The sequence below is a fragment of the Camelimonas sp. ID_303_24 genome, assembly GCF_053543495.1.
In genome coordinates, this window is record NZ_JBLLJM010000002.1 from 456,121 (window position 1) to 476,594 (window position 20,474).

16 protein-coding genes are annotated in these 20,474 nt (G+C 65.3%); 6 read left to right on the forward strand and 10 right to left on the reverse strand.

Going from position 1 to position 20,474, the window contains the following annotated elements; translation table 11 throughout:
• Window positions 1–118: 118 nt before the first annotated feature.
• From ACERNI_RS02515 to trpC, 3 genes are read left to right on the forward strand one after another with little or no spacing between them, the layout of a single operon-like run.
• Window positions 119–724, forward strand: a complete 606-nt coding sequence (locus tag ACERNI_RS02515; RefSeq protein ID WP_448831683.1) for an anthranilate synthase component II — start codon at window positions 119–121, stop codon at window positions 722–724.
• Between the two features lie 8 nt (window positions 725–732).
• Window positions 733–1,758: an anthranilate phosphoribosyltransferase gene (trpD, locus tag ACERNI_RS02520; protein ID WP_448831684.1), complete on the forward strand. Its 1,026-nt coding sequence runs from the start codon at window positions 733–735 to the stop codon at window positions 1,756–1,758.
• Window positions 1,755–2,549, forward strand: a complete 795-nt coding sequence (gene trpC, locus ACERNI_RS02525; protein WP_448831685.1) for an indole-3-glycerol phosphate synthase TrpC — start codon at window positions 1,755–1,757, stop codon at window positions 2,547–2,549. Before trpD ends, trpC begins: the two co-directional genes overlap by 4 nt.
• Before the next feature lie 117 nt (window positions 2,550–2,666).
• Here trpC and ACERNI_RS02530 read toward each other — a convergent pair whose 3' ends face one another.
• From ACERNI_RS02530 to ACERNI_RS02540, 3 genes are all read right to left on the reverse strand, one after another.
• Entirely contained in the window at window positions 2,667–3,137 is a 471-nt protein-coding gene (locus ACERNI_RS02530) for a hypothetical protein (protein WP_448831686.1), read from the reverse strand.
• Between the two features lie 396 nt (window positions 3,138–3,533).
• The gene (locus ACERNI_RS02535) at window positions 3,534–5,360 is read right to left on the reverse strand and encodes a flavin-containing monooxygenase (protein WP_448831687.1); all 1,827 of its coding nucleotides are present in this window, start codon (window positions 5,358–5,360) and stop codon (window positions 3,534–3,536) included.
• A 29-nt stretch (window positions 5,361–5,389) separates the two neighbouring features.
• On the reverse strand, window positions 5,390–5,734 hold the full coding sequence (locus ACERNI_RS02540) for a hypothetical protein (RefSeq protein ID WP_448831809.1): 345 nt from the start codon (window positions 5,732–5,734) through the stop codon (window positions 5,390–5,392).
• Between ACERNI_RS02540 and lexA the strand changes: the two genes are divergently transcribed.
• Window positions 5,693–6,430: a transcriptional repressor LexA gene (gene lexA, locus ACERNI_RS02545; RefSeq protein ID WP_448831688.1), complete on the forward strand. Its 738-nt coding sequence runs from the start codon at window positions 5,693–5,695 to the stop codon at window positions 6,428–6,430. The two genes, ACERNI_RS02540 and lexA, sit on opposite strands and share 42 nt — an antisense overlap.
• A 157-nt stretch (window positions 6,431–6,587) precedes the next feature.
• On the opposite strand, the gene ACERNI_RS02550 is transcribed toward lexA, so the two are convergent.
• Window positions 6,588–9,059: a ComEC/Rec2 family competence protein gene (locus tag ACERNI_RS02550; protein WP_448831689.1), complete on the reverse strand. Its 2,472-nt coding sequence runs from the start codon at window positions 9,057–9,059 to the stop codon at window positions 6,588–6,590.
• 707 nt (window positions 9,060–9,766) lie between these two features.
• On the opposite strand from ACERNI_RS02550, the gene gltX reads away from it, so the two are divergent.
• Window positions 9,767–11,188, forward strand: a complete 1,422-nt coding sequence (gene gltX / locus ACERNI_RS02555; protein ID WP_448831690.1) for a glutamate--tRNA ligase — start codon at window positions 9,767–9,769, stop codon at window positions 11,186–11,188.
• 580 nt (window positions 11,189–11,768) lie between these two features.
• Window positions 11,769–13,058, forward strand: a complete 1,290-nt coding sequence (gene gltA, locus ACERNI_RS02560; protein ID WP_448831691.1) for a citrate synthase — start codon at window positions 11,769–11,771, stop codon at window positions 13,056–13,058.
• A gap of 176 nt (window positions 13,059–13,234) precedes the next feature.
• Here gltA and lpxB read toward each other — a convergent pair whose 3' ends face one another.
• The 6 genes from lpxB to bamA form a co-directional block, all read right to left on the reverse strand.
• Window positions 13,235–14,440, reverse strand: coding sequence for a lipid-A-disaccharide synthase (gene lpxB / locus ACERNI_RS02565; RefSeq protein WP_448831692.1), 1,206 nt, complete (start codon window positions 14,438–14,440; stop codon window positions 13,235–13,237).
• Between the two features lie 173 nt (window positions 14,441–14,613).
• Window positions 14,614–15,465, reverse strand: coding sequence for an LpxI family protein (locus ACERNI_RS02570; RefSeq protein WP_448831693.1), 852 nt, complete (start codon window positions 15,463–15,465; stop codon window positions 14,614–14,616).
• Between the two features lie 3 nt (window positions 15,466–15,468).
• Window positions 15,469–16,269: an acyl-ACP--UDP-N-acetylglucosamine O-acyltransferase gene (gene lpxA, locus ACERNI_RS02575; protein WP_448831694.1), complete on the reverse strand. Its 801-nt coding sequence runs from the start codon at window positions 16,267–16,269 to the stop codon at window positions 15,469–15,471.
• Between the two features lie 2 nt (window positions 16,270–16,271).
• On the reverse strand, window positions 16,272–16,736 hold the full coding sequence (gene fabZ, locus ACERNI_RS02580; protein WP_191318217.1) for a 3-hydroxyacyl-ACP dehydratase FabZ: 465 nt from the start codon (window positions 16,734–16,736) through the stop codon (window positions 16,272–16,274).
• Window positions 16,737–16,795: 59 nt separating this feature from the next.
• The gene (lpxD, locus tag ACERNI_RS02585) at window positions 16,796–17,836 is read right to left on the reverse strand and encodes a UDP-3-O-(3-hydroxymyristoyl)glucosamine N-acyltransferase (protein WP_448831695.1); all 1,041 of its coding nucleotides are present in this window, start codon (window positions 17,834–17,836) and stop codon (window positions 16,796–16,798) included.
• A gap of 101 nt (window positions 17,837–17,937) precedes the next feature.
• Window positions 17,938–20,298, reverse strand: coding sequence for an outer membrane protein assembly factor BamA (gene bamA / locus ACERNI_RS02590; RefSeq protein ID WP_448831696.1), 2,361 nt, complete (start codon window positions 20,296–20,298; stop codon window positions 17,938–17,940).
• Between the last annotated feature and the right edge of the window lie 176 nt (window positions 20,299–20,474).

The window sequence follows — 20,474 nt, forward strand, 5'->3', positions numbered from 1 at the left end:
AGCTGCTGACCAACGCATTCGCCCCGCCCAACGCCAGGCTCATGAGTGAGCCGCCGCGTTTTCACGGAAAGCGGAAGTCCCTTTCCCCGAAAACGCCATGAATGATAAAGGCCCTGCCATGACGCGCGTGGTTCTTGTCGACAATTATGACTCTTTCACCTGGAACCTGGTGCACCTGATCGGCGCGCTGGGCCCGCAGGTGGACGTGCACCGCAACGATACGCTGACCACGGCCGACATCGCCGCCATGGCGCCGGACGCCATCGTGCTGTCGCCGGGGCCGTGCACCCCCAACGAAGCCGGCGTCTGCCTCGATGTGATCCGCGATCTCGGCGGCCGCATCCCGGTGTTCGGCGTCTGCCTCGGCCTGCAGTCCATTGGCCAGGCCTATGGCGGCCAGGTGGTGCGCGCGCCGCTGCCGATGCACGGCAAGGTCTCCGTGGTGCGCCACACGGGCCAGACGATCTTTGAAGGGATCGACGGCCCGTTCAACGCCACGCGCTACCATTCGCTGATCGTCGACCGGGAAACCTGCCCGGCCGACCTGGCGATCACCGCCGAGACCGACGACGGCCAGATCATGGCCCTTTCGCATGTCAGCCAGCCGGTGCACGGGGTGCAGTTCCACCCGGAAAGCATCCTCTCCGAGCACGGCGCGACCATGATGCGAAATTTCCTCAACCTGGCCGCCGCGTGGAACGCCGCCACAAACGCTGGAAACTGACCGACGCCATGGATGCTTTCAAACCCTTCATCGCCAAGGTGGCGACCGGCGCGGCGCTGACCCGCGACGAAGCCCGCGCCGCCTTCGAGAACCTGCTCTCCGGCGAGGTGACGCCCTCCCAGGCTGGCGCCTTCCTGATGGCCCTGCGGGTGCGCGGCGAAAGCCTGGACGAGATCGTCGGCGCCGTCAGCGCCATGCGCGGCCGCATGACGGCGGTCCAGGCTCCGGCCGGCGCCATTGATATCGTCGGCACCGGCGGCGACAATGTCGGCACCTGGAATGTCTCGACCCTCAGCGCCTTCGTCGTCGCCGCCTGCGGCGCGCCGGTGGCGAAGCACGGCAATCGCGCCGCGTCGTCGAAATCCGGCTCGGCCGACGTGCTGCTGGCGCTTGGCGTCAATCTGGACCTTGGCCCGGCCGACATCGCCCGCTGCATCCAGGAAGCCGGCATCGGCTTCATGTTCGCGCCCAACCATCACGCGTCGATGCGCCATGTGGCGCCGGTGCGCACCGAACTGGGCGCGCGGACCATCTTCAACATTCTGGGGCCGCTCTCGAATCCGGCTTCCGTGAAGCGGCAACTGCTCGGCTCCTTCTCGGCCATGTGGCTGGAGCCGATGGTGCGGGTGCTGCAAACGCTCGGCGCCGAACGGGTGTGGGCGGTGCACGGTTCCGATGGGCTGGACGAGATCACCACCACTGGCCCGACCCAGGTGGTGGCGCTGGAAGATGGCGCCGTGCGCACATTCACCGTGCAGCCGGAGGATGTTGGCCTGAAGCGGGCCAGCCTCGATGACCTGAAGGGCGGCGATCCGGAGCATAACGCCTCCGCCGCCATGCGCCTGCTCCAGGGTGAACCTGGCGCCTACCGCGACATCGTGCTGATGAATGCCGGCGCGGCGCTGGTCGTCGCCGGCAAGGCGGACGATCTGGCCGCCGGCGTCGCCATGGCGGCGCAGGCCATCGACAGCGGCGCGGCGCGCAAGACGCTGGAAAAGCTGGTCCGGGCGAGCCACGCGGGAGCAACGGCATGAGCAATGTTCTGGAACGAATCGGCGCTTACAAGCTGGAGGAGATCGCCGCTGCGAAGGCCGCGATCCCCCAGGCGCAAATCGAGCAACTGGCCGCCTCCGCCCCGGCGCCGCGCGGCTTTCTGGCCGCGCTGGAGCGGAAAATCGACGCCGGCCAGCCGGCGCTGATCGCCGAAATCAAGAAGGCCAGCCCGTCGAAGGGGCTGATCCGCGCCGATTTCGATCCGCCGGCGCTGGCCCGCGCCTATGAGGCCGGCGGCGCCGCCTGCCTGTCGGTGCTGACCGATACCCCGTCGTTTCAGGGCAGCCCGGAGTTCCTGAAGGCGGCGCGCGCCGCCTGCGCCCTGCCCGCCCTGCGCAAGGATTTCCTCTACGATCCTTACCAGGTGTTCGAAGCCCGGGCCTGGGGCGCTGACTGCATCCTTGTCATCATGGCCTCGGTCGACGACGCCCTGGCGCTGGAGCTGACGCGGACGGCGACCCGCCTTGGCATGGACACGCTGGTGGAGGTGCACGACGGCGACGAACTGGAGCGCGCGCTGAAGCTGCCGTCGCGGCTGATCGGCGTCAACAACCGCGACCTGCGCACCTTCGAGGTGTCGCTGACGGTGACCGAACGCCTGGCCCCGCGCGTGCCGGCCGATCGCGTGCTGGTGGGAGAAAGCGGCATCTTCACGCCGCAGGATATCGCCCGCCTCGCCGCCTGCAAGGTCAACGCCTATCTGGTGGGCGAAAGCCTGATGCGCCAGGAGGACGTGACCGCCGCGACGCAGGCGCTGCTGGCCGCCGCCTGACCCCCAGGCTGCCTGACCCAATGGAGGCTGGCCTGGCCATGGCGGCGCCTGAGCCAGGAGCCGTAGCCAGGCAGCCGTCCAGTCATGCAACCAGCCCGGTCAGGCCATCCGACCGTCTCAGTCGCGCGGCGCCACGAATGTCAGCCCGTCGCCATCGGCCTTGCAGGTCAGTTCCGTGGCGTCGCTGAGCGGCTTCATGGTCGCCGGGTCCAGCTGGCGCAGGTACACATGCGCCAGTCCATCCGGCGTCAGGCGCAGGCGCACATATTGCAGCGTCATCGCGCCGGTTTTTGATGACAGGAACAAATGGCTGTCGGAGGTGGCGATCCACCGGTCGATGACATTCCACGCCTGAAAGCGCACCACGGCGAATCCCGTCGGGCCAAACGTCTTGCCAGCGCCAGCCGCCTTGTCAGCGCCAGACATTTTGCTGACCTCGCGACCAGTCCGTTCGCATTTGCCAAGGCGCATCACCACGCCGGGAAGCTCGCCGGCGGCCAGGCGTCCCGCGAGATCGTCATGGCTCCAGGCCGCCTGCCCGGCGCGCGGCGCAACAAGGACAACAACAGCTACAAGCAATAACTTCATTGAAAAATGGTACATACGCATAATAATCACCAGTATTTCAAATAAATATCCGCAGGTTCTGACGATACAGCACCTGCGGCATGTGGAAATACCAGTGAATGCGCATGACGGTGAATATATGCGCGCGCCAGTTGCCGGAGCCGCTGCGGCGCCCGGCAACCATGCAGATCATCGCAGCCGCAGGCCGGCATCGCGGCGCAACTGCGGCCGCCCCGCGCATGACCGGGCGCGATGCGCACGGGGCTTTTGCCGCCGCCTGCCTTTACTTGCCTTTCGGCTGTCGCCCTCAGTGCCGCCGCGCTCTGCCCTGTGGCGTTTCTGCCCGGTGGCGTTTCTTCCTGGGCGCGTTTCTTCCTGGGCGCGTTTCTTCCAGGTCGGGTTCTACCCGGCGGCGCCTTATTCCGCAGCCTGGGCGCCGTAACTCAGCTCCAGCCCGTCCATGTCGCCCTTCTGACGCCAGGTCTCCCACATGCGAAGGAACACCGTCGGGCCCCGCCAGTACTGATTGTTCTTCAGCACCCGCATGTTGTTCACGTTGCCTTCGTTGTTGTAGTAGCCCGGCGTGCACTCCTCCAGATAAGGCACGCGGGCGCGGGCGATCTTGACGCAGGCATCCACCCACGCCTTTTCCGCCGCCGCCGTTGCCTCGACGGTGATCGCGCCGCGTTCGCGCATCTGCCGCAACAGCCAGCCGATATGACGGGTCTGCTCATCCAGCATGTGCTGGAAATTGGGGCTCTGGCCCGACTGGATCGGCGTGACGATGAAGCAGTTGGGGAAGCCGCGCGAGAACAGCCCGTGGAAGGTTTCGGCCCCGTCCCGCCATTTCTCGGTCAGCGTCAGGCCGTCCCGGCCGTAAACCTCAAGGCCGAAGCGGCGGGTGATGTCGGTGCCAACCTCGAAGCCGGTGGCGTAGATCAGGCAATCCAGTTCATAGGATTTGCCGTCGACGACGACGCCGGTTTCGGTGATGCGCTCGACGCCCCGCCCCTGCGTATCGATGAGATGGACGTTGGGGCGGTTGAAGGTCGGCAGATAGCCATCGTGGAAGCACGGCCGCTTGCAGAACTGGCTGTACCAGGGCTTCAGCGCCGAGGCGATGGCGGCATCCCTGACGATGGAATCAACGCGGGCGCGCACCCGCTCCATTTTCTGAAAGTCAGCCAGTTCGATCAGCTTCTCCGGGTCTTCGACAACCTCGCCCTGTTTCTGCTTGCGCCGCGCCGCCAGCAGAATGTTGCCGATGAGATCGGTCCAGCCGTCATTGACCAGATCCTCCTCGAACTCTCCGCCCGAGACAACGGCGGTGAAATTGTCCATGCGCTCCCGCTGCCAGCCCGGCTGGAGCGAACCGGCCCAATCCATGTCGGTCGGCCGGTCATCGCGCACGTCGATGGACGACGGCGTGCGCTGGAAGACGAACAGTTCCTTTGACCATTCGCCAAGATGCGGCACGCACTGCACCGCCGTGGCCCCGGTGCCGATGATGCCCACCCGCTTGTCGGCAAGGCCGGTGAGATTGCCGTGCGAATCGCCGCCAGTGTAAGCGTAGTCCCAGCGGCTGGTGTGGAAGCTGTGGCCCCTGAAAGTCTCCACGCCCGGAATGCCAGGCAGCTTCGGCCGGTCCAGCGGACCGCCGACGAGGATGACGAAGCGGGCGGAAATTTCATCGCCGCGATCAGTGCGCACATGCCAGCGCGCGGCCGCCTCATCCCAGCGCATCTCCGTCGCCACGGTCTGGAACAGGGCGTGCGGGTAAAGATCGAAATGACGGGCGACCCGGTGGGCCTGGGCAAGAATTTCCGGCGCGCGGGCATATTTGCGCTGCGGCGTGTAGCCGGTTTCTTCCAGCAAGGGCAGGTAAATATAGCTTTCCGTATCACAGGCCGCGCCCGGATAACGGTTCCAGTACCAGGTGCCGCCGAAGTCGCCGCCCTTCTCGATGATCCGGAACGATTCGATCCCCGCCTCGCGCAGGCGCGCGCCAGAGAGCAGCCCGCCGAAGCCGCCGCCGATAACAACGGCGTCAACGGTTTCGCGCACCGGCTCACGGGTGAAACCCGGCGCGACATAGGGATCGTCCAGATAATGCGCGAAATCACCGGTCATGGCGGCGTACTGCTGGTTCCCGTCGGAACGCAGACGCCTGTCCCGCTCCTCCCGGTAACGCGCCTTCAGCGCATCGATCTCGATATGCGCGGCGTTATCGCCCGTAGCTGACATGTTTCACTCCCGGCGCAAGCGTCATGACTTTATGAAATATCCTTATTCTTGATAAAGATACTGATCAGTACCAATAGCCATGTCAACTGCGGCTTCGCCATGATCGCGTCTGCGCCCGGCGCATGGAAAACCCAGGTCGCGCCGCCGCACTGCCAGCAGCGCAGCGCCTGCCACCCCGGCCCATTTGCATCCGGATCACATATTGCGGAACACAGCAGGAACATGCAATACTGTTCATGATTTGTTTCGTTGCAGAATCGGCCTGTCAGTTTTGCCCGTTCGTCTGGCGTTAAGGCGGGGGCTGGCTGCTCTGTCATTGGGGGTGAGAGACGATGTTGACGGCCAAGCAGCACGAGCTTTTGCGGTTTATCCATCAACGCCTTCAGGAAACCGGCGTGCCACCGTCGTTTGACGAGATGAAGGAGGCTCTGGATCTCAAATCGAAGTCCGGCATCCATCGCCTGATCATGGCGCTTGAGGAGCGTGGATTCATTCGCCGGCTACCCAACCGGGCGCGCGCCGTCGAGGTGTTGCGCATGCCTGACATCCAGCAGGGAGCTGGAGGAAAGCCCGCGCAGACGGGTTTCCGGCCGCGCGTGGTGGCGGGCGGCAAAAGCGCCGCAACGGTGGCGAAACGCACGGACAACGAAGGCTTTTCCCCCGCGATGACGGATGGGCAGATCCCGGGTGTCGTCGCGGTGCCGCTGATCGGGCGCATCGCCGCCGGCGCGCCCATCAGCGCCATACAGCATCAGGGCGAGAGCATCCCCCTCCCCGTCGGCCTGCTGGGCGCGGGTGACCATTACGCCCTGGAGGTGCGCGGCGATTCGATGATCGACGCCGGCATTCTGGAAGGCGACACCGTGGTGATCCGCCGTCAGGATTCCGCCGATAATGGCGACATCATCGTCGCGCTGATCGATGATGAGGAAGCAACCCTGAAGCGCCTGCGCAAACGCGGCCCCAGCGTTGAACTGGAAGCCGCCAATCCGCAGTTCGAGAACCGGGTGCTGCCGGCCGGCCGGGTGAAAATTCAGGGCAAGCTCGTCAGCCTGGTGCGGCGTTATTGAAGCGCCGCCCCGGCATTTGGGAAACCGCGCCGGGTCAGGCTCTTCAGGGCAGTCGCCAGCTTCAGCGGATTGGCCATGTCCCAACTGCTGGATGACGCCGGACGGTTGCGCGGCTCGCGGGTTCTGATGGCGTTTTCGCTTGTGCCGTGCGGGGCGCTCAATCCGGCTGCGCGGCGCCGGTTTCGCCACGCGCGTCATCATCGGGGTCCGTTCCGCCGCCGGCGTTTGCCTCCCTGCCTTGTTCTGGCGTCGTCGCGCCATGCTGATCCGGCGTTCGCCGCGCCGGCCGCTCCGGGGCTGGCTGGAAACTCCGGTGTGTGGGCGGTTCGTATCGTGGTGGCCGGGCCGGCGTCCATGGCCAGCCTTCCCCGGGCTGCCGCACGCGCCTTACCGTGGCCGCGCCTTCATGCAGATAGATGCTGGCGGCCCCCTGCTGCGCCAGTGTCTGACGATCCAGCGCCACGGCCGCGCGACATCCCGATGGCGCGCGATGCGGGGAGACGATGACATCGGCGCGGGCGCAATCTTCAAACAGGCCGCGTCGCTCCCGGCTCCATGCGATGGCGCCGCCATCATCGCGGAGCGCGGTGCAGCCCAACGGATCGCAGCGCGCGCCAGCCCGCAGGGAAGGATCGCTCGCCGCCCGCTGGTCGCCAATGGCGCGCAACCATTGTTCAACGGTGAACGATGACGGCGTTCCCAGCAGGGTGACGCGCAGCCGTCCATCAGAATCGCGCCCCTGGCCCTGCACCACCAGCGCTCCGCGTCCCTGCCGGTCGACCAGCACATCCGGCTTTGAGGCGAACTGGAGCAGAACCAGACCGGCGAACGCCGGCGCAAGGGCCGCCCAGCGCAGGGGCGAGCGCCAGATGACAAACCAGATGATGGCTACGCTCAGGCACAATAATGCGCCCGGCCCAGGCGCGGCGACGCCGGCGACGGCGTGGGGCGTCGCCGCGATGCGCATGGAGACGTAAAGCACCGGCTCGGTCGCCGCCCCCATGACCCACCAGACCGGCCAGTCCAGCCCAAGCGCCGTCAGGGCGACGCCCACGACGGCGGCGGGCATCACCACCAGCGACAGAAATGGCAAAGCCATGGCGTTGCCGACCAGCCCCAGCGGATACACCGACTGGAAATGCCAGACGCTGAATGGTCCGGTCGCCAGCTCACAAACCAGCGTCGTCAGTCCGACTGCGACCAGCGGCGCCATCGCCCGGCGGACCAGACCAGGCCCGGCGCGACGCCGGCGCGGCTGCCCTGGCGTGACCGCGCTGCGGTCCGCCAGCGCGATCAGCCCGGCCACGGCCGCGAACGACATCTGGAAGCCAGGCCCCAGCAGGCTTTCCGGCTCGCGCACAAGCACAATCATCGCCGCCACGGCCAGATTGTGCATGGAGAGCGCCGGCCGGTCGACCAGAATGGCGCCAAGCATGGCGAGGATCATGATCAATGACCGTTCGGTCGCGACATCGGCCCCGGAGAAGACGCAATAGGCGGTCGCTCCGGCCATGGCGAGGACAGCGGCGATCTTGCGCACCGGCAGATGCAGCGCGCACCACGGCGAGAGCGCCAGAAGCGCGCGCGCCGTCCAGAAGAACATGCCGGCGGCCAACACCATGTGCAGCCCGGAAATGGAGATGATGTGATAGATGCCGGCGGCCCGCAGCCAGGCGTTGGTCTCCTCCGCGATCTGCCCGCGCTTGCCGGTGACGAGGGCCGCCGCGACCGCGCCAGCCTGGCCGCCCCATGCGCTGGCGATCCGGTCGGTCAACGCCATGCGGCCATTGTCGATCCATGCGGCCAGGCGCCATGCCCACGGCGCCGGCGCGGGCATGGCTTGCGCGCTTTCCAGATCGTTTTCCTGAGCATTTTTCTCGCTGTTTTTCTGGCCGCGGTTGCCCTCTCCTGGTAGCGGCGCGGCTGATGGGGCGTCGACCCAGGCGGCCTGCGCCCCATCCCAAACCGCAATCCTGCCGAGGGCTGAACCCGTGCCGCCGGTCTGCCGGAACCAGGCGTCGCGGGCAAAATCGTAGCCGCCGGGGCGCGCTGCTTCTGGCGGCGGCAGCAGGCGCGCCCGCGTTCGCACCATGACGCCCGCGCGCAACGGCTCCGCCTGTCGCACCGACACCCTGACCCTGGCCGGCAGTTGCTGCGGCGACAGGCGCGCGAAGCTGACCGGAGCCACCAGCAGCCTCGCGCCGGCCCCGCGCTGGTCCACGGCCAGGACATATCCGGTCAGTTCGCCAATGGTGGGCCGTTGCAACACCGGCGCATCCAGCGCGGCAAGCCGCAGGGCGCTGGCGGCGTAGCCGGCGGGAATCATGGCCAAAACGACCAGCGCCATGCGCGCCGCCGGCCGGCGGCGCGTCGCCGACGCCAGCAACAGGGCGCAGGCGGCGACAAGCGCAGGGCCGGCGTCCCCCGGCGTCAGGCGGTTGAAATACCAGATGACGCCGCAGCCGAAGAGCACCGGCAGCCAAAGCCAGTGGCGGCGCTGGTCGATGTCCGCGCCCAGCCAGCCCCGGATCTGGCGGGCGGCCATCGCCGCCCACAATGCCATGGTCGTGGCCGGAGCCCGGCGCAGCAGGCGCGCCTCGCGCGCCAGACCAGTCGCTATCCCATTCACCAGCCGGCGAACCAGGCCGGCGTGCGTCTGGAGAGCCCGGAGGCCTGACCACCAAAGGCCTGAACGGGCTGTATTTGCCTGGGCGGGAGCAGTTGTTTCCGGAAGATGATGATCCGCGCCAGCATGGGGGGGCGCCGCCTGCGGGGATGCGGCGCGGGCAAGCTCCGGTGGGGCATACGCCGCCTGGGCGAACTTTGCGGCAAGCAGCTGTCCGTCCCGCGCGAGCGCAGGCGCACCAGACCGGCGCGGAGCGTCCGCCGCCCCACCCTGCGCTTTCCCCACTGGCTTCATGCGCCGTTCCGGCGTCACGACGGGATGCGCCCGCCATACAACAGCAACAATCAACGTTCAGTCATGGCCCGCGTCTGGCTTCGACTGACGGCGACGACATGCTACACGAGCGCATGGCGCGTTGACAGCGATCCGGCGGCGGCTCCGTGCAAACGGCGGATCAGGCACAGGCTCCGGCGTCGCGCCGGTTGCGGCCTTCTCCGGCCTCCTGCTTGCTGACAACGCCCTGGAGGCATTGCCAAACCGGCGGATGGCCAAACGCAACGCGCCAGGGCAACGCGTCAGGGGCTTTGCTTTCATGCAAAGCCTCATGCAAAAGCGGAGACGCTTTTGCTGGACTGGCGCAACCCCACCCGTCCAGACAATGGCGCCCCCAACCGGGCGTCGCTTTCCGTATTTCACACGCTGTTGAGCCCATGACCGATCAGATCATCACGCGATTCGCTCCGTCTCCGACTGGCTATCTGCATATTGGCGGCGCCCGCACCGCTCTGTTCAACTGGCTCTACGCGCGCAAGCACGGCGGCAAGATGCTGCTGCGCATCGAGGACACCGATCGCGAGCGCTCCACGGACGCCGCCATCGCCGCGATTATCGACGGCCTTGGCTGGCTGGGCCTGAACTGGGATGACGAGGTGGTCTACCAGCACGGCCGCGCCGCGCGGCATCGCGAAGCGGTCGACCAGCTGCTGGCCAGCGGCAACGCCTATTATTGTTACGCCACCCCCGAAGAGCTGACGGAGATGCGCGAACTGGCCCGCAAGGAGGGCCGGCCCATGCGTTATGACGGCCGCTGGCGCGATCGCGACGCATCCGAAGCGCCTGCTGGCGTGAAGCCAGTGGTGCGCCTGAAGGCGCCGCAGTCCGGCGAGACGGTCATCGAGGATGAGGTGCAGGGCCGCGTCGTCTGGCAGAACAAGGATCTCGACGACCTGGTGCTGCTGCGCTCCGACGGCAACCCCACCTACATGCTGGCCGTCGTGGTGGACGATCACGACATGAACGTCACCCATATCATTCGCGGCGACGATCACCTGACCAACGCGGCGCGCCAGAAGCAGATCTATGACGCCCTGGGCTGGAAGACGCCGGTGATGGCGCACATTCCGCTGATTCACGGGCCGGATGGGGCCAAGCTCTCCAAGCGCCACGGCGCGCTCGGCGTCGAGGCTTACCGCAGCATGGGCTACCTGCCGGAAGCGCTGCGCAACTATCTGGTGCGTCTCGGCTGGAGCCATGGCGATCAGGAAGTGTTTTCCACCGATGAGATGATCGCAGCTTTTGGCCTTGGTCAGATCGGCCGCTCGGCGGCGCGGTTTGATTTCGCCAAGCTGGAAAACCTCAACGGCCTTTACATGCGCAACGCCAGCGATGCGCGGCTGGTGGAAGCGATCGAAGCGATCCTGCCTGAGCTTGGCCCGGCCCGCGGCCTCGGCGACAGCTTCACGCCGGAGCAGCGCGCCAAGCTGCTGGCGGCCATGCCTGGCCTGAAGGAGCGCGCGAAGACCCTGGTGGAGTTGCTCGACAGCGCGGCGTATCTGTATGTGGCGCGCCCGTTGCCGCTGGAGCCGAAGGCGGCGGCGCTGCTTGACGATGCGGCCCGGCGCCGCCTGGCCAGCGTATTGTCCCACATCGAGCCGTTGCAGGATTGGGCGGGCGAAGCCCTTGAGGCTGCGGTGCGCGACGTTGCCGAAGCCGAGGGCGTCAAACTCGGCCAGGTGGCCCAGCCGCTGCGCGCCGCGCTCACCGGAAAAACCACTTCTCCCGGCCTGTTCGACGTCATGGCCGTGCTGGGGCGTGAAGAATCCCTCGCCCGCATCCGTGATCAGGCCGCCTGACCGCAGCGGCCGACCGCCATTCCCCAGGGAAATTTACCCCGGGAAATCGACAAACCACACGGCCACGCAAGCGTGGCCGTTTGCACGTCGGCCTCCTGGCTGCCCGCACGACCCGTGCGCATGCCCCGGGGAGCCAGATCCAGGGAGGCTGCCCCTGGGCCCATTTGGGGCCGAACCCCACGCCGGGCCACCGCCATGGCCCTGAGGGAATGCCGCCACCTCATTGTTTTGTTTCCGGTAAATCGGCGCCAGGCCAGCGGGCCACATCCGCCCGCCCCATGCGCCTGCGCCAATGTCTCCCGCACTGGCGCCATATTGCGGAAGCCCTGCCCTCCACTGGCCTGCAGCGGCCTGTTCCCGGCGCCCGCTCTGCGCCCGCTCCTTGCGCAGACCAGCCATGCTGCGCGTCCCGAAGCGCAGTTACGCTTGAAGGCCCACGGCAAATCGTTTACCGAAGCACTAGCTGCCTCCAGCCCTTCAGGCTTTGCGCAGCAAGATAACCCAGCACCGTGCGGCGCGGCCAACGAACCGTCTGAAGCTCGTTAGCGCCGCCCGGTCAGACCATGCCAGGGGTGATTCAATGACCGCAAAAACGGCTGCACTAAGCGTCGATGGAAACTCGGTGGACCTGAAAATCAAACAGGGCACCATCGGGCCAAGCGTCGTTGATATCGCGCCCCTTTACAAAGACACCGGGATGTTCACGTTCGACCCCGGGTTCACCTCGACCGCGTCCTGCGAGTCGCAGATCACCTACATCGACGGCGACGAAGGCACCCTGCTGTATCGCGGCTACCCGATCGAGCAGCTGGCCGAGCACGGCGATTTTCTTGAGACCTGCTACCTGCTGCTGGAAGGCAAACTGCCGACCACCCAGGAGAAGGCGGATTTCGATTATCGCGTCACGCGCCACACCATGGTGCATGAGCAGTTGCTCCGCTTCTTCCATGGCTTCCGCCGCGATGCGCACCCCATGTCGATCATGGTGGCCTCGGTTGGCGCCCTGTCGGCCTTCTACCACGACTCCACCGACATTAATGATCCGAAGCAGCGCATGATCGCCTCCATGCGCATGATCGCGAAGGTGCCCACCCTCGCCGCTCTGGCTTACAAATATCATGTCGGCCAGCCGTTCGTTTATCCGCAGAACGATCTCGATTACACGTCGAACTTCCTGCAGATGTGCTTCGCCGTGCCGTGCGAGGAGTACAAGGTCAATCCGGTGCTGTCGCGCGCCCTTGACCGGATCTTCATCCTGCACGCCGATCACGAACAGAACGCCTCGACCTCGACCGTGCGCCTCGCCGGTTCGTCGGGCGCCAATCCGTTCGCCTGCATCGCCGCCGGCATCGCCTGCCTGTGGGGACCCGCCCACGGCGGCGCCAACGAAGCGGCCCTCAAGATGCTTGAGGAAATCGGCAGCGTTGAGCGGATTCCGGAGTTCATCGCCCGCGCCAAGGACAAGAACGATCCGTTCCGCCTGATGGGCTTTGGCCACCGCGTCTACAAGAACTACGACCCGCGCGCCAAGATCATGCAGAAGACCACCCATGAGGTGCTCAACGAGCTCGGGATCAAGGACGATCCGCTGCTCGAAGTGGCCATGGAACTGGAGCGCATCGCCCTTTCGGACCCATACTTCATCGAGAAGAAGCTGTATCCGAACATCGACTTCTACTCGGGCATCACCCTGAAGGCCATGGGCTTCCCCACCGCCATGTTCACGGTGCTGTTCGCCCTCGCCCGCACCACGGGCTGGATCGCCCAGTGGAAGGAAATGATTGAGGACCCGGCGCAGAAGATCGGCCGCCCGCGTCAGCTCTACACCGGCGCCCCGCGTCGCGATTACGTCAATATCAACCAGCGCTGATTTTTCCGGCGATGGCAGACATCAACCCCGGCCTTGCGCCGGGGTTTTTGCTGTCTGGTTCTGGATGCCGGAACTGGGGCAATATTCGGGACGCGCCGTTCGCCAGGAAAACGCGCGTCGAAGCGGGCGCTTCCGCTTAGCCAGATGCGCTGCGTATGGTCCCGACCTGACGCCGGTCAGGCCCGTCCCTGCCCGGCAACATCTATGACGATGCGCGCCGCCCGCTCGGACGGCGTTTCGCCATCGGTCAGCATACGCGCCTCGACCTCAGCCAGCGCGGCAATCTGCGCGCGACGCTCCGGCGTCTGCGACAGCAATGGCGCAAGGGCGGCCGACAGATTGGCCGCCGTACAATCCTGCTGGATGAATTCGGGAATGGCGTTCCTGCCGAGGATGAGGTTGGCGAGAACAGCGGAAGGCGCGGTAATAAGCCGGCGAAGTATGGCGCTTTCGATATTCGACACCCGGTACGCCACGACCATGGGTACGCCCGCCAGCGCCAGCTCCAGGGTCACGGTGCCTGAAGCCGCCAGCGCCGCGTCAGCTTGTTGAAAGGCCTGAAACTTCGCATCCTCGCCAGCAACGATGCGCGGCGGCGTTTTCCATGTGGCGACGCCCTGGCGAATCTCGTCCTCCAGATGGCGCACCGCCGGCAGCACCAGATCGAAACGCACGCCCTGATCGTGCAACTGGCCCAGGGTTTCGCCGAATACGGCGAGCAACCGGGATATTTCACTGCGCCGGCTGCCGGGCAGAACAAGCAGCGACGGCGGCTCCGCCAATGGATGCTCCAGGTCCCGCGCCCCGCGCAGCAACGGCAGCTTCTCGATCAGCCGGTGGCCGACATACGTACATGGCGGCCCGCCCAGTCGCCGGTGGGCATCCGGTTCAAACGGCAGCAACGCCAGCAAATGATCGACATAAGCCGCCATTTTGCGCGCCCGTCCCGGCCGCCAGGCCCAGACGCTGGGGCTGACATAGTCGACGATTGGCAGTGCAGGCAGGCGCTTGCGCACCCGCTTCGCCACCGCATGGGTGAAATCAGGGCTGTCGATGATGACCAGCACGTCGGGTTGCGCCGCGACAATGGCCTTGACCGTCTGGTAAACCCGCTGGATCAGCGTGGGCAGCCGCATGATCGGCGCGATGAAGCCCATCACCGCGATGTCCGACAGGGGAAACAGGCTTTCCAGGCCTTCATGCGCGAGCCGTTCGCCGCCGACCCCACCAAAATTGACGCCATCAGGACCAAGCCGCTGCTTCAGCGCGACGGCGAGCCCCGCCCCGAGTTGATCGCCGGATTCCTCACCGCAAACCATCCAGACTTTCAGGGGACCTGCTGCTTTCACCTTGTCCTCCCAGGGGCGCGAATGCTGGCGCATGTCCGGTAAAATCCAGGCTGCCAAAATGCCCGGTTCTTTTGATGTCGCGGCTTTTCTGCCCGAAACGCAGATTCAGCTTTTCCGAAACGCACCAGGGCATGACGCCAGCCAGTGGATACCCGCTTGCTGGCGTCACATCACGCGACATCCGAAAATGTCAGCGGTGATGTGTTTCAGCGCAAACGCATCCCGTTCTGGTCGACCGATGTTCCAATCAGAAAGACATTACGCCGGTTGGCTTCCGCAACCGTCGCCGCCTGATCGATAATCATTGTCTTGCCGGCGCCCACGGCAATGCCGGCGAACCCCGCCGCCGCGGCGCAACGCACCGTGCGCGGACCGATCACCGGCATATCGATGCGCAGGTCCTGCCCGGCCTTGGCGGTTTTCACCAGCACCGGCGCCTGATCCGAGCGCGGCAGGCGGCCGCTTCCCCATAATTTGCGCACACGCGAAATCATGGCGTCCGTGCCCTCTGGCCCCTCTACCGCGCATACCCGCGTGCCGGCGACGGCGACGGCCTGGCCAACGTCATAGGGGGAAAGGCTGGCAAGAACGGCGAAACCGATATCCACCGAGGCGGCGGCAAGCGGCGGAGTCTCGCCAAGAACCCCTGTCGGCGCCAGCAATTCCGGGGCGAGCGCGTGAACGCCAGCAACCGTAAATCCCTGATCTTCCAGAAGATTTACAACGCCGCGCAGCAACCCGTCATCCCCGGCGGCGGCGAGCCTCGAGATCAGATCCCGATTGCGGAAAGCTGAATAGGCCCCCAGCAGGGCCAGCGGTCCCGGACGATGTACATAGCCGGCCATGGTCACCGCGCCAGGGCGCCATCCATGCAGCACGTCAAGCACGCCCTGGGCGTCAAGCAGATCGCGCACGGCGCCGGCGGCGCGGCGCGTCGGCCGATCGGCAAAACCCCGCAGCGCGAGAATCTCAACCGGACGACCACGCTGGCGCAACGCTTCCGCCAGCGCCAGCGGCAGGGACCCGCCGCCGGCCAGAATGGCGACCGGCGCCTCCATGGCTCAGCTCTCGGCCTGTCGCGGGGTGCAGATCGCCCGGTCGCCGCCCGCGCGAATGAACGCCAGCACCTCGGTGACCAGCGGATGGCCGCCCAGTTCACTCTCCGCATCGGCCACGCGCTCCAGCAGCGTGCCTTCCGCGGCGAACAGCAAACGGTAAGCGCGACGCAGGGCGTGAATATCCTCACGCGCGAAACCACGCCGCTTCAGCCCCACCAGATTGAGGCCAGCCAGATGGGCGCGATTGCCTATGACCATGCCGTAAGGGATGAGATCGTTCTCAAGCCCGGACATGCCGCCGACAAACGCATGCGCGCCGACGCGGGTGAACTGGATGACGGCCGAACCGCCGCCGAAAATGACATGATCCCCAACGGTGACATGCCCGGCCAGCATCACATTGTTGGACATGATGACATTGCTGCCGACGTGACAGTCATGGCCGATGTGGGAATTTGCCAGCAGGGCGCAACGGTCGCCGACAACCGTCGCCATTCCGCCGCCCGCCGTGCCCGGGTTAATGGTAACCCCTTCACGGATCATGCATTCCGCGCCGATGCTCAGCGTCGACGCTTCGCCGGCGTATTTGAGATCCTGCGGCGCATGACCAATGGAGGCGAATGGGTAAATCTTCGTGCGGGCGCCGACCGTGGTCCGGCCGGCCACAGCCACATGGCTGACCAGCTCAACGCCGTCCCCCAGCACGACATCAGGGCCAACCGTGCAAAACGGTCCAACGCTGACGCCGTCGCCGAGCCGCGCCGAGGGATCAACAACGGCAAGTTGGTGAATGCGGGCGGCCATGGTCACTCCAGCACCAGCATTGCGGAAACCTCTGCCTCGGCGACCAGCACGCCGTTGACCTTGGCCTCACCACGATACCACCACATGTTGCGGCGGTTATTGAGTTTGCGCATATGGAACTCGACAACGTCGCCTGGCTCCACAGGCTTGCGGAACTTGCACTTGTCGATGGTCATGAAGAACACCTGCTTGGGCGCCTTCGACTCAGCGATCTTGCTGGCGACGCAGATTGCGCCGGCCGTCTGCGCCATGCCCTCAATCAGCAAAACGCCTGGGAACAGCGGACGGGTCGGAAAATGCCCCTGAAACTGCGGCTCGTTGAACGTGACGTTCTTGATGCCGATGCAGGATTCATCGCGATCGATCTCGATGATGCGGTCCACGAGCAAAAATGGATACCGATGGGGCAGATAGCTCATGATCTGCACAATATCCGCCGACTCAAGCTTCTGCGGCGCCCCTTCCATCAAAATGCTCCTTGCTGATGCCCGTCGGGACCGTGGTCCGATCCGACCTTCAAGATTGTTCACTTGTTCCTGTCGCGCGACGCAAGCTTTTTCAGCGCCGCGATTTCACGGAACCATTCCTTGACCGGACGCGCCGGTGTTCCGCCCCAGATGGAGCCTGGCGGCACATCCGAATTGACATTCGAGGTCGCGGCGATCTGCGAACCGGCGCCAACGCGCACATGGCCGATAACGCCAACCTGGCCGCCAATGACCACATAATCCTCGATGGTGGAGCTGCCGGCTATGCCGACCTGCGAGACGATGACGCAATGGCGGCCGATGACCACGTTGTGGGCAATCTGCACCAGATTGTCGATCTTCGTCCCCTCGCCGATCATGGTGTCGCGCGTGGCGCCCCGGTCAACCGTGGTGTTGGCGCCGATCTCCACATCATCCTGAATGATCACCCGCCCGATTTGCGGCAGCTTCAGGTGCGAGGCGCCCATGGCGAAACCGAAGCCGTCCTGCCCGATGCGGACGCCGGGGTGAATGATGACCCGGTTGCCCAGCAGCGCGTGCTGCAGCACCACGCCCGGCGCAATTGAGCAGTCGCGGCCAATGCGAACGCCCGGCCCCACGACTGTGGTGGCGCCAATCACCGAGCCGCGCCCCACTTCGGCGCCTGCGCCAATCACCGCGCCAGGGTCAATGACCGCCCCCTGCTCGATGCGTGCGTCCGGATGCACGATGGCCCCCGGCGCCACGCCGGAAGCGCCAAAAAATGAACCGGGGCTCATGGCGTCCGGATACAGCTCCGCCAGAACGCGTGCGTACACACGGTGCGGATCCTTGCAGACGATGGCGACGGTCCCGGCCCCGACCCGCGCCGCATAACGGTCCGCCACCAGCACCACGCCAGCGCGGGTGGCGGCCAACTGCGCCACGTATCTGGCGTTGTCCATGTAGGACAGATCGTCCGGCCCGGCGCTTTCCAGCGGCGCGACGCCGAGAACCAACCGCGACGGATCGATGCCCTCGGGAAGAGACGCGCCAGCCAGCGCGGCCACTTCCTGCAGGGCAATGCGGCGCACGGGCGTGAAGAATACCGGGTCAGTCATTATCCGGGGCCATACAGTGAAAACGGCGGGACGTCCAGAAGACGACCCGCCGCGAAGCATATCAGACACAGGCGATCGCATGGCCGCCCGCCAGCGATAGATCAGAAGCTGCCGCCACCGGAGAAGCGGAACGCCTGGGTGCGGTCGCCGGTCGCCTTCGACAGCGCATAAGCGTAGTCGAAGCGGATCGGACCCAGCGGCGACTGCCACAGGATACTGGCGCCAACCGACGAACGGATCGACTTGGAGTCGTAGACATTCACGCATTCTGGCTGAACCGGCAGGCCCGCGGTGCTGCAGCCCATGGCGCCCCAGCCCTCGATCAAGCCGTTGTTGTTCAGGTCGAAGTAGCGCTTGCCCTTGTAGCCATAGAGCGTGCCGGCGTCGGCAAACAGGGCGCCCTTCAGGCCAATCTCACGCGGAACCAGCGGGATCGGGAACTGCACTTCGACGCTGGCGCCAAAGTAGGTGGTGCCGCCGATACCGTTGGTGGACGGATCGCCATTCAGGTCACGCGGACCAATACCCGACGGAGCAAAGCCGCGAACCAGCGTCGGTCCCATGAAGAACTGGTCGGTCAGGCGCAGGTCCTTGCCGCCGATCGGGCTGATGTGACCGCCCTGGATCTTCAGGATGCCGACCACGTCGTCGAACAGCTCGCGGTAGTAACGGGCCTCACCAGTGGCGCGAATGAACTTCGAGTCACCGCCAAGACCAGCCACCTCAGGACGAACCTCGGCAAAGATACCGCTGCGCGGATCCTTGATGTTGTCCAGCGTGCTGTAGGTCAGCGTGGCGCCGACCAGCGACGTAATGGTATTGCCGCGCGACTCCTTCACCGCAATCGAGGCTTCGCCATCGTAAGCGCAGTTCGGGAAGTACGACAGGGCGCCTGGCGTGCCGTCATAAAGGAACACGCCCCGACCCGGATCGCTTGGCGAGAACACCGAAGTGTAACCCGGAAGCGGAACGCTACAGTCGTTGTACGGCTTCTTGTAGGTGTTCGGCACCTTCAGGTTGGTCTGATACAGCGAGTAACGCAGCTGCATCGAGAACTCTTCCGTGATCGGCAGGCCGAAGCGGATGGTGCCGCCCGTCGTCCGCGTCTCGTAGTTACCGTACTTGGTGTTGTCGACATACTTCGTGAAGACGTCGAAACCGGCGGCGAGGCGCTGGCCAAGGAAGTACGGCTCGGTGAACGAGAGCTGCACGCCGTTGGCGCGTTGGCCGAGCTGGCCCGAGAGGCGCACGTACTGGCCGCGACCCATGAAGTTGGACTCGGACACGGCCACTTCGCCGATGATGCCGTCCTGGGTCGAGTAACCGCCCGACACCGAGAACTGGCCCGTGGCCTGATCTTCAACGTCGATGTTCAGCACCACGCGATCGGGCTGGCTGCCCGGCTCGTTGGTGACGCGCACCTTCTTGAAGTAGCCAAGGTTGTTCAGGCGGCGCTCGGCGCGGTCGACGAGCACCTTGTTGTAGGCATCGCCTTCCTCAAGGTCGAGCTCGCGACGAATGACGTAGTCACGCGTACGGGCGTTGCCGCGGATGTTGATGCGCTCAACATAAACGCGCGGACCTTCCTCGACCACATAGGTCAGGCCGATGGTGTTGTTCTGGCTGTCGCGAACGCCGGCCGGGCGCACCTGGGCGAAGGGATAACCACGACGCATCACGTCGGTAGTCATCGACTCCATACCCTTCTCGATGGCGTCGGCGTCATAGACGTCGCCAGCGGAGGTCTTCATGCGCTTGCGCACCTCATCGGCCGAGACGCCCGGAATGCGGGATTCCACATTCACGTCGGCGACGCGATAGGGTTGCCCCTCTTCCACGCCGATGGTGACAACCCAGCCGCCCTTGGCGTCGTCGAACGCCGCATCGCTCTGCACGATGCGGAAATCGGCGTAGCCATGCTTCAGGTAGAAGCGACGGATCGCATCCTCGTCCTGGGCGATCTTGTCCGGATCATAAACGTCGGAGGTCTTCAGCCACGACAGCAGATTCATCTCAGTCGTCTGCATCAGGTTGCGCAGACGGGTGGACGAATAGGCGTGATTGCCGACGAAATTGATTTCCTTGACGCCGGTCTTGTCGCCTTCCTTGATGGTGAAGACGACGTCGACGCGACCATTGTCGAGCGGAACAACGCGGCTGGATACGGTGGCGAACCCACGACCGCCGCGCTTGTAAATCTCACGCAGCAGCGCCTCGTCGCTCTGGACCGCCGCCGGGCTGTAGGGGTCGCGCGCCTTGGTCGCCAACTCGCCCAGAAGCACGTCCTTCTGGATCTTCTTGTTACCCTCGAAGACCACGCGATTGACGATCTGACGCTCACTGGCGCGGGAGGCGCTGCGGTGCTGCCCATAGCCCTCCGCTGCCGTCTGGGCCTGAACGCCGACGACGCCCGTCGCCAGCAGAAGCCCGGTCGCAAGAGCAAGACGGCTCACGCCTGTCATACCCACACTGCGGATCGTTGCAGTCACATTCATAAACTGGCCGCCCTGATTCTTATGGACCCCTTCAAGGGGGCGCTATCCATGCGTTCTACGCTGCCTCTCAAATTGCTTCTAACGGGTTTACGCCCGCTTGCAATCAAAGAGAGGGTTAACAAAGGGTTTTTTCCCAACCGTGG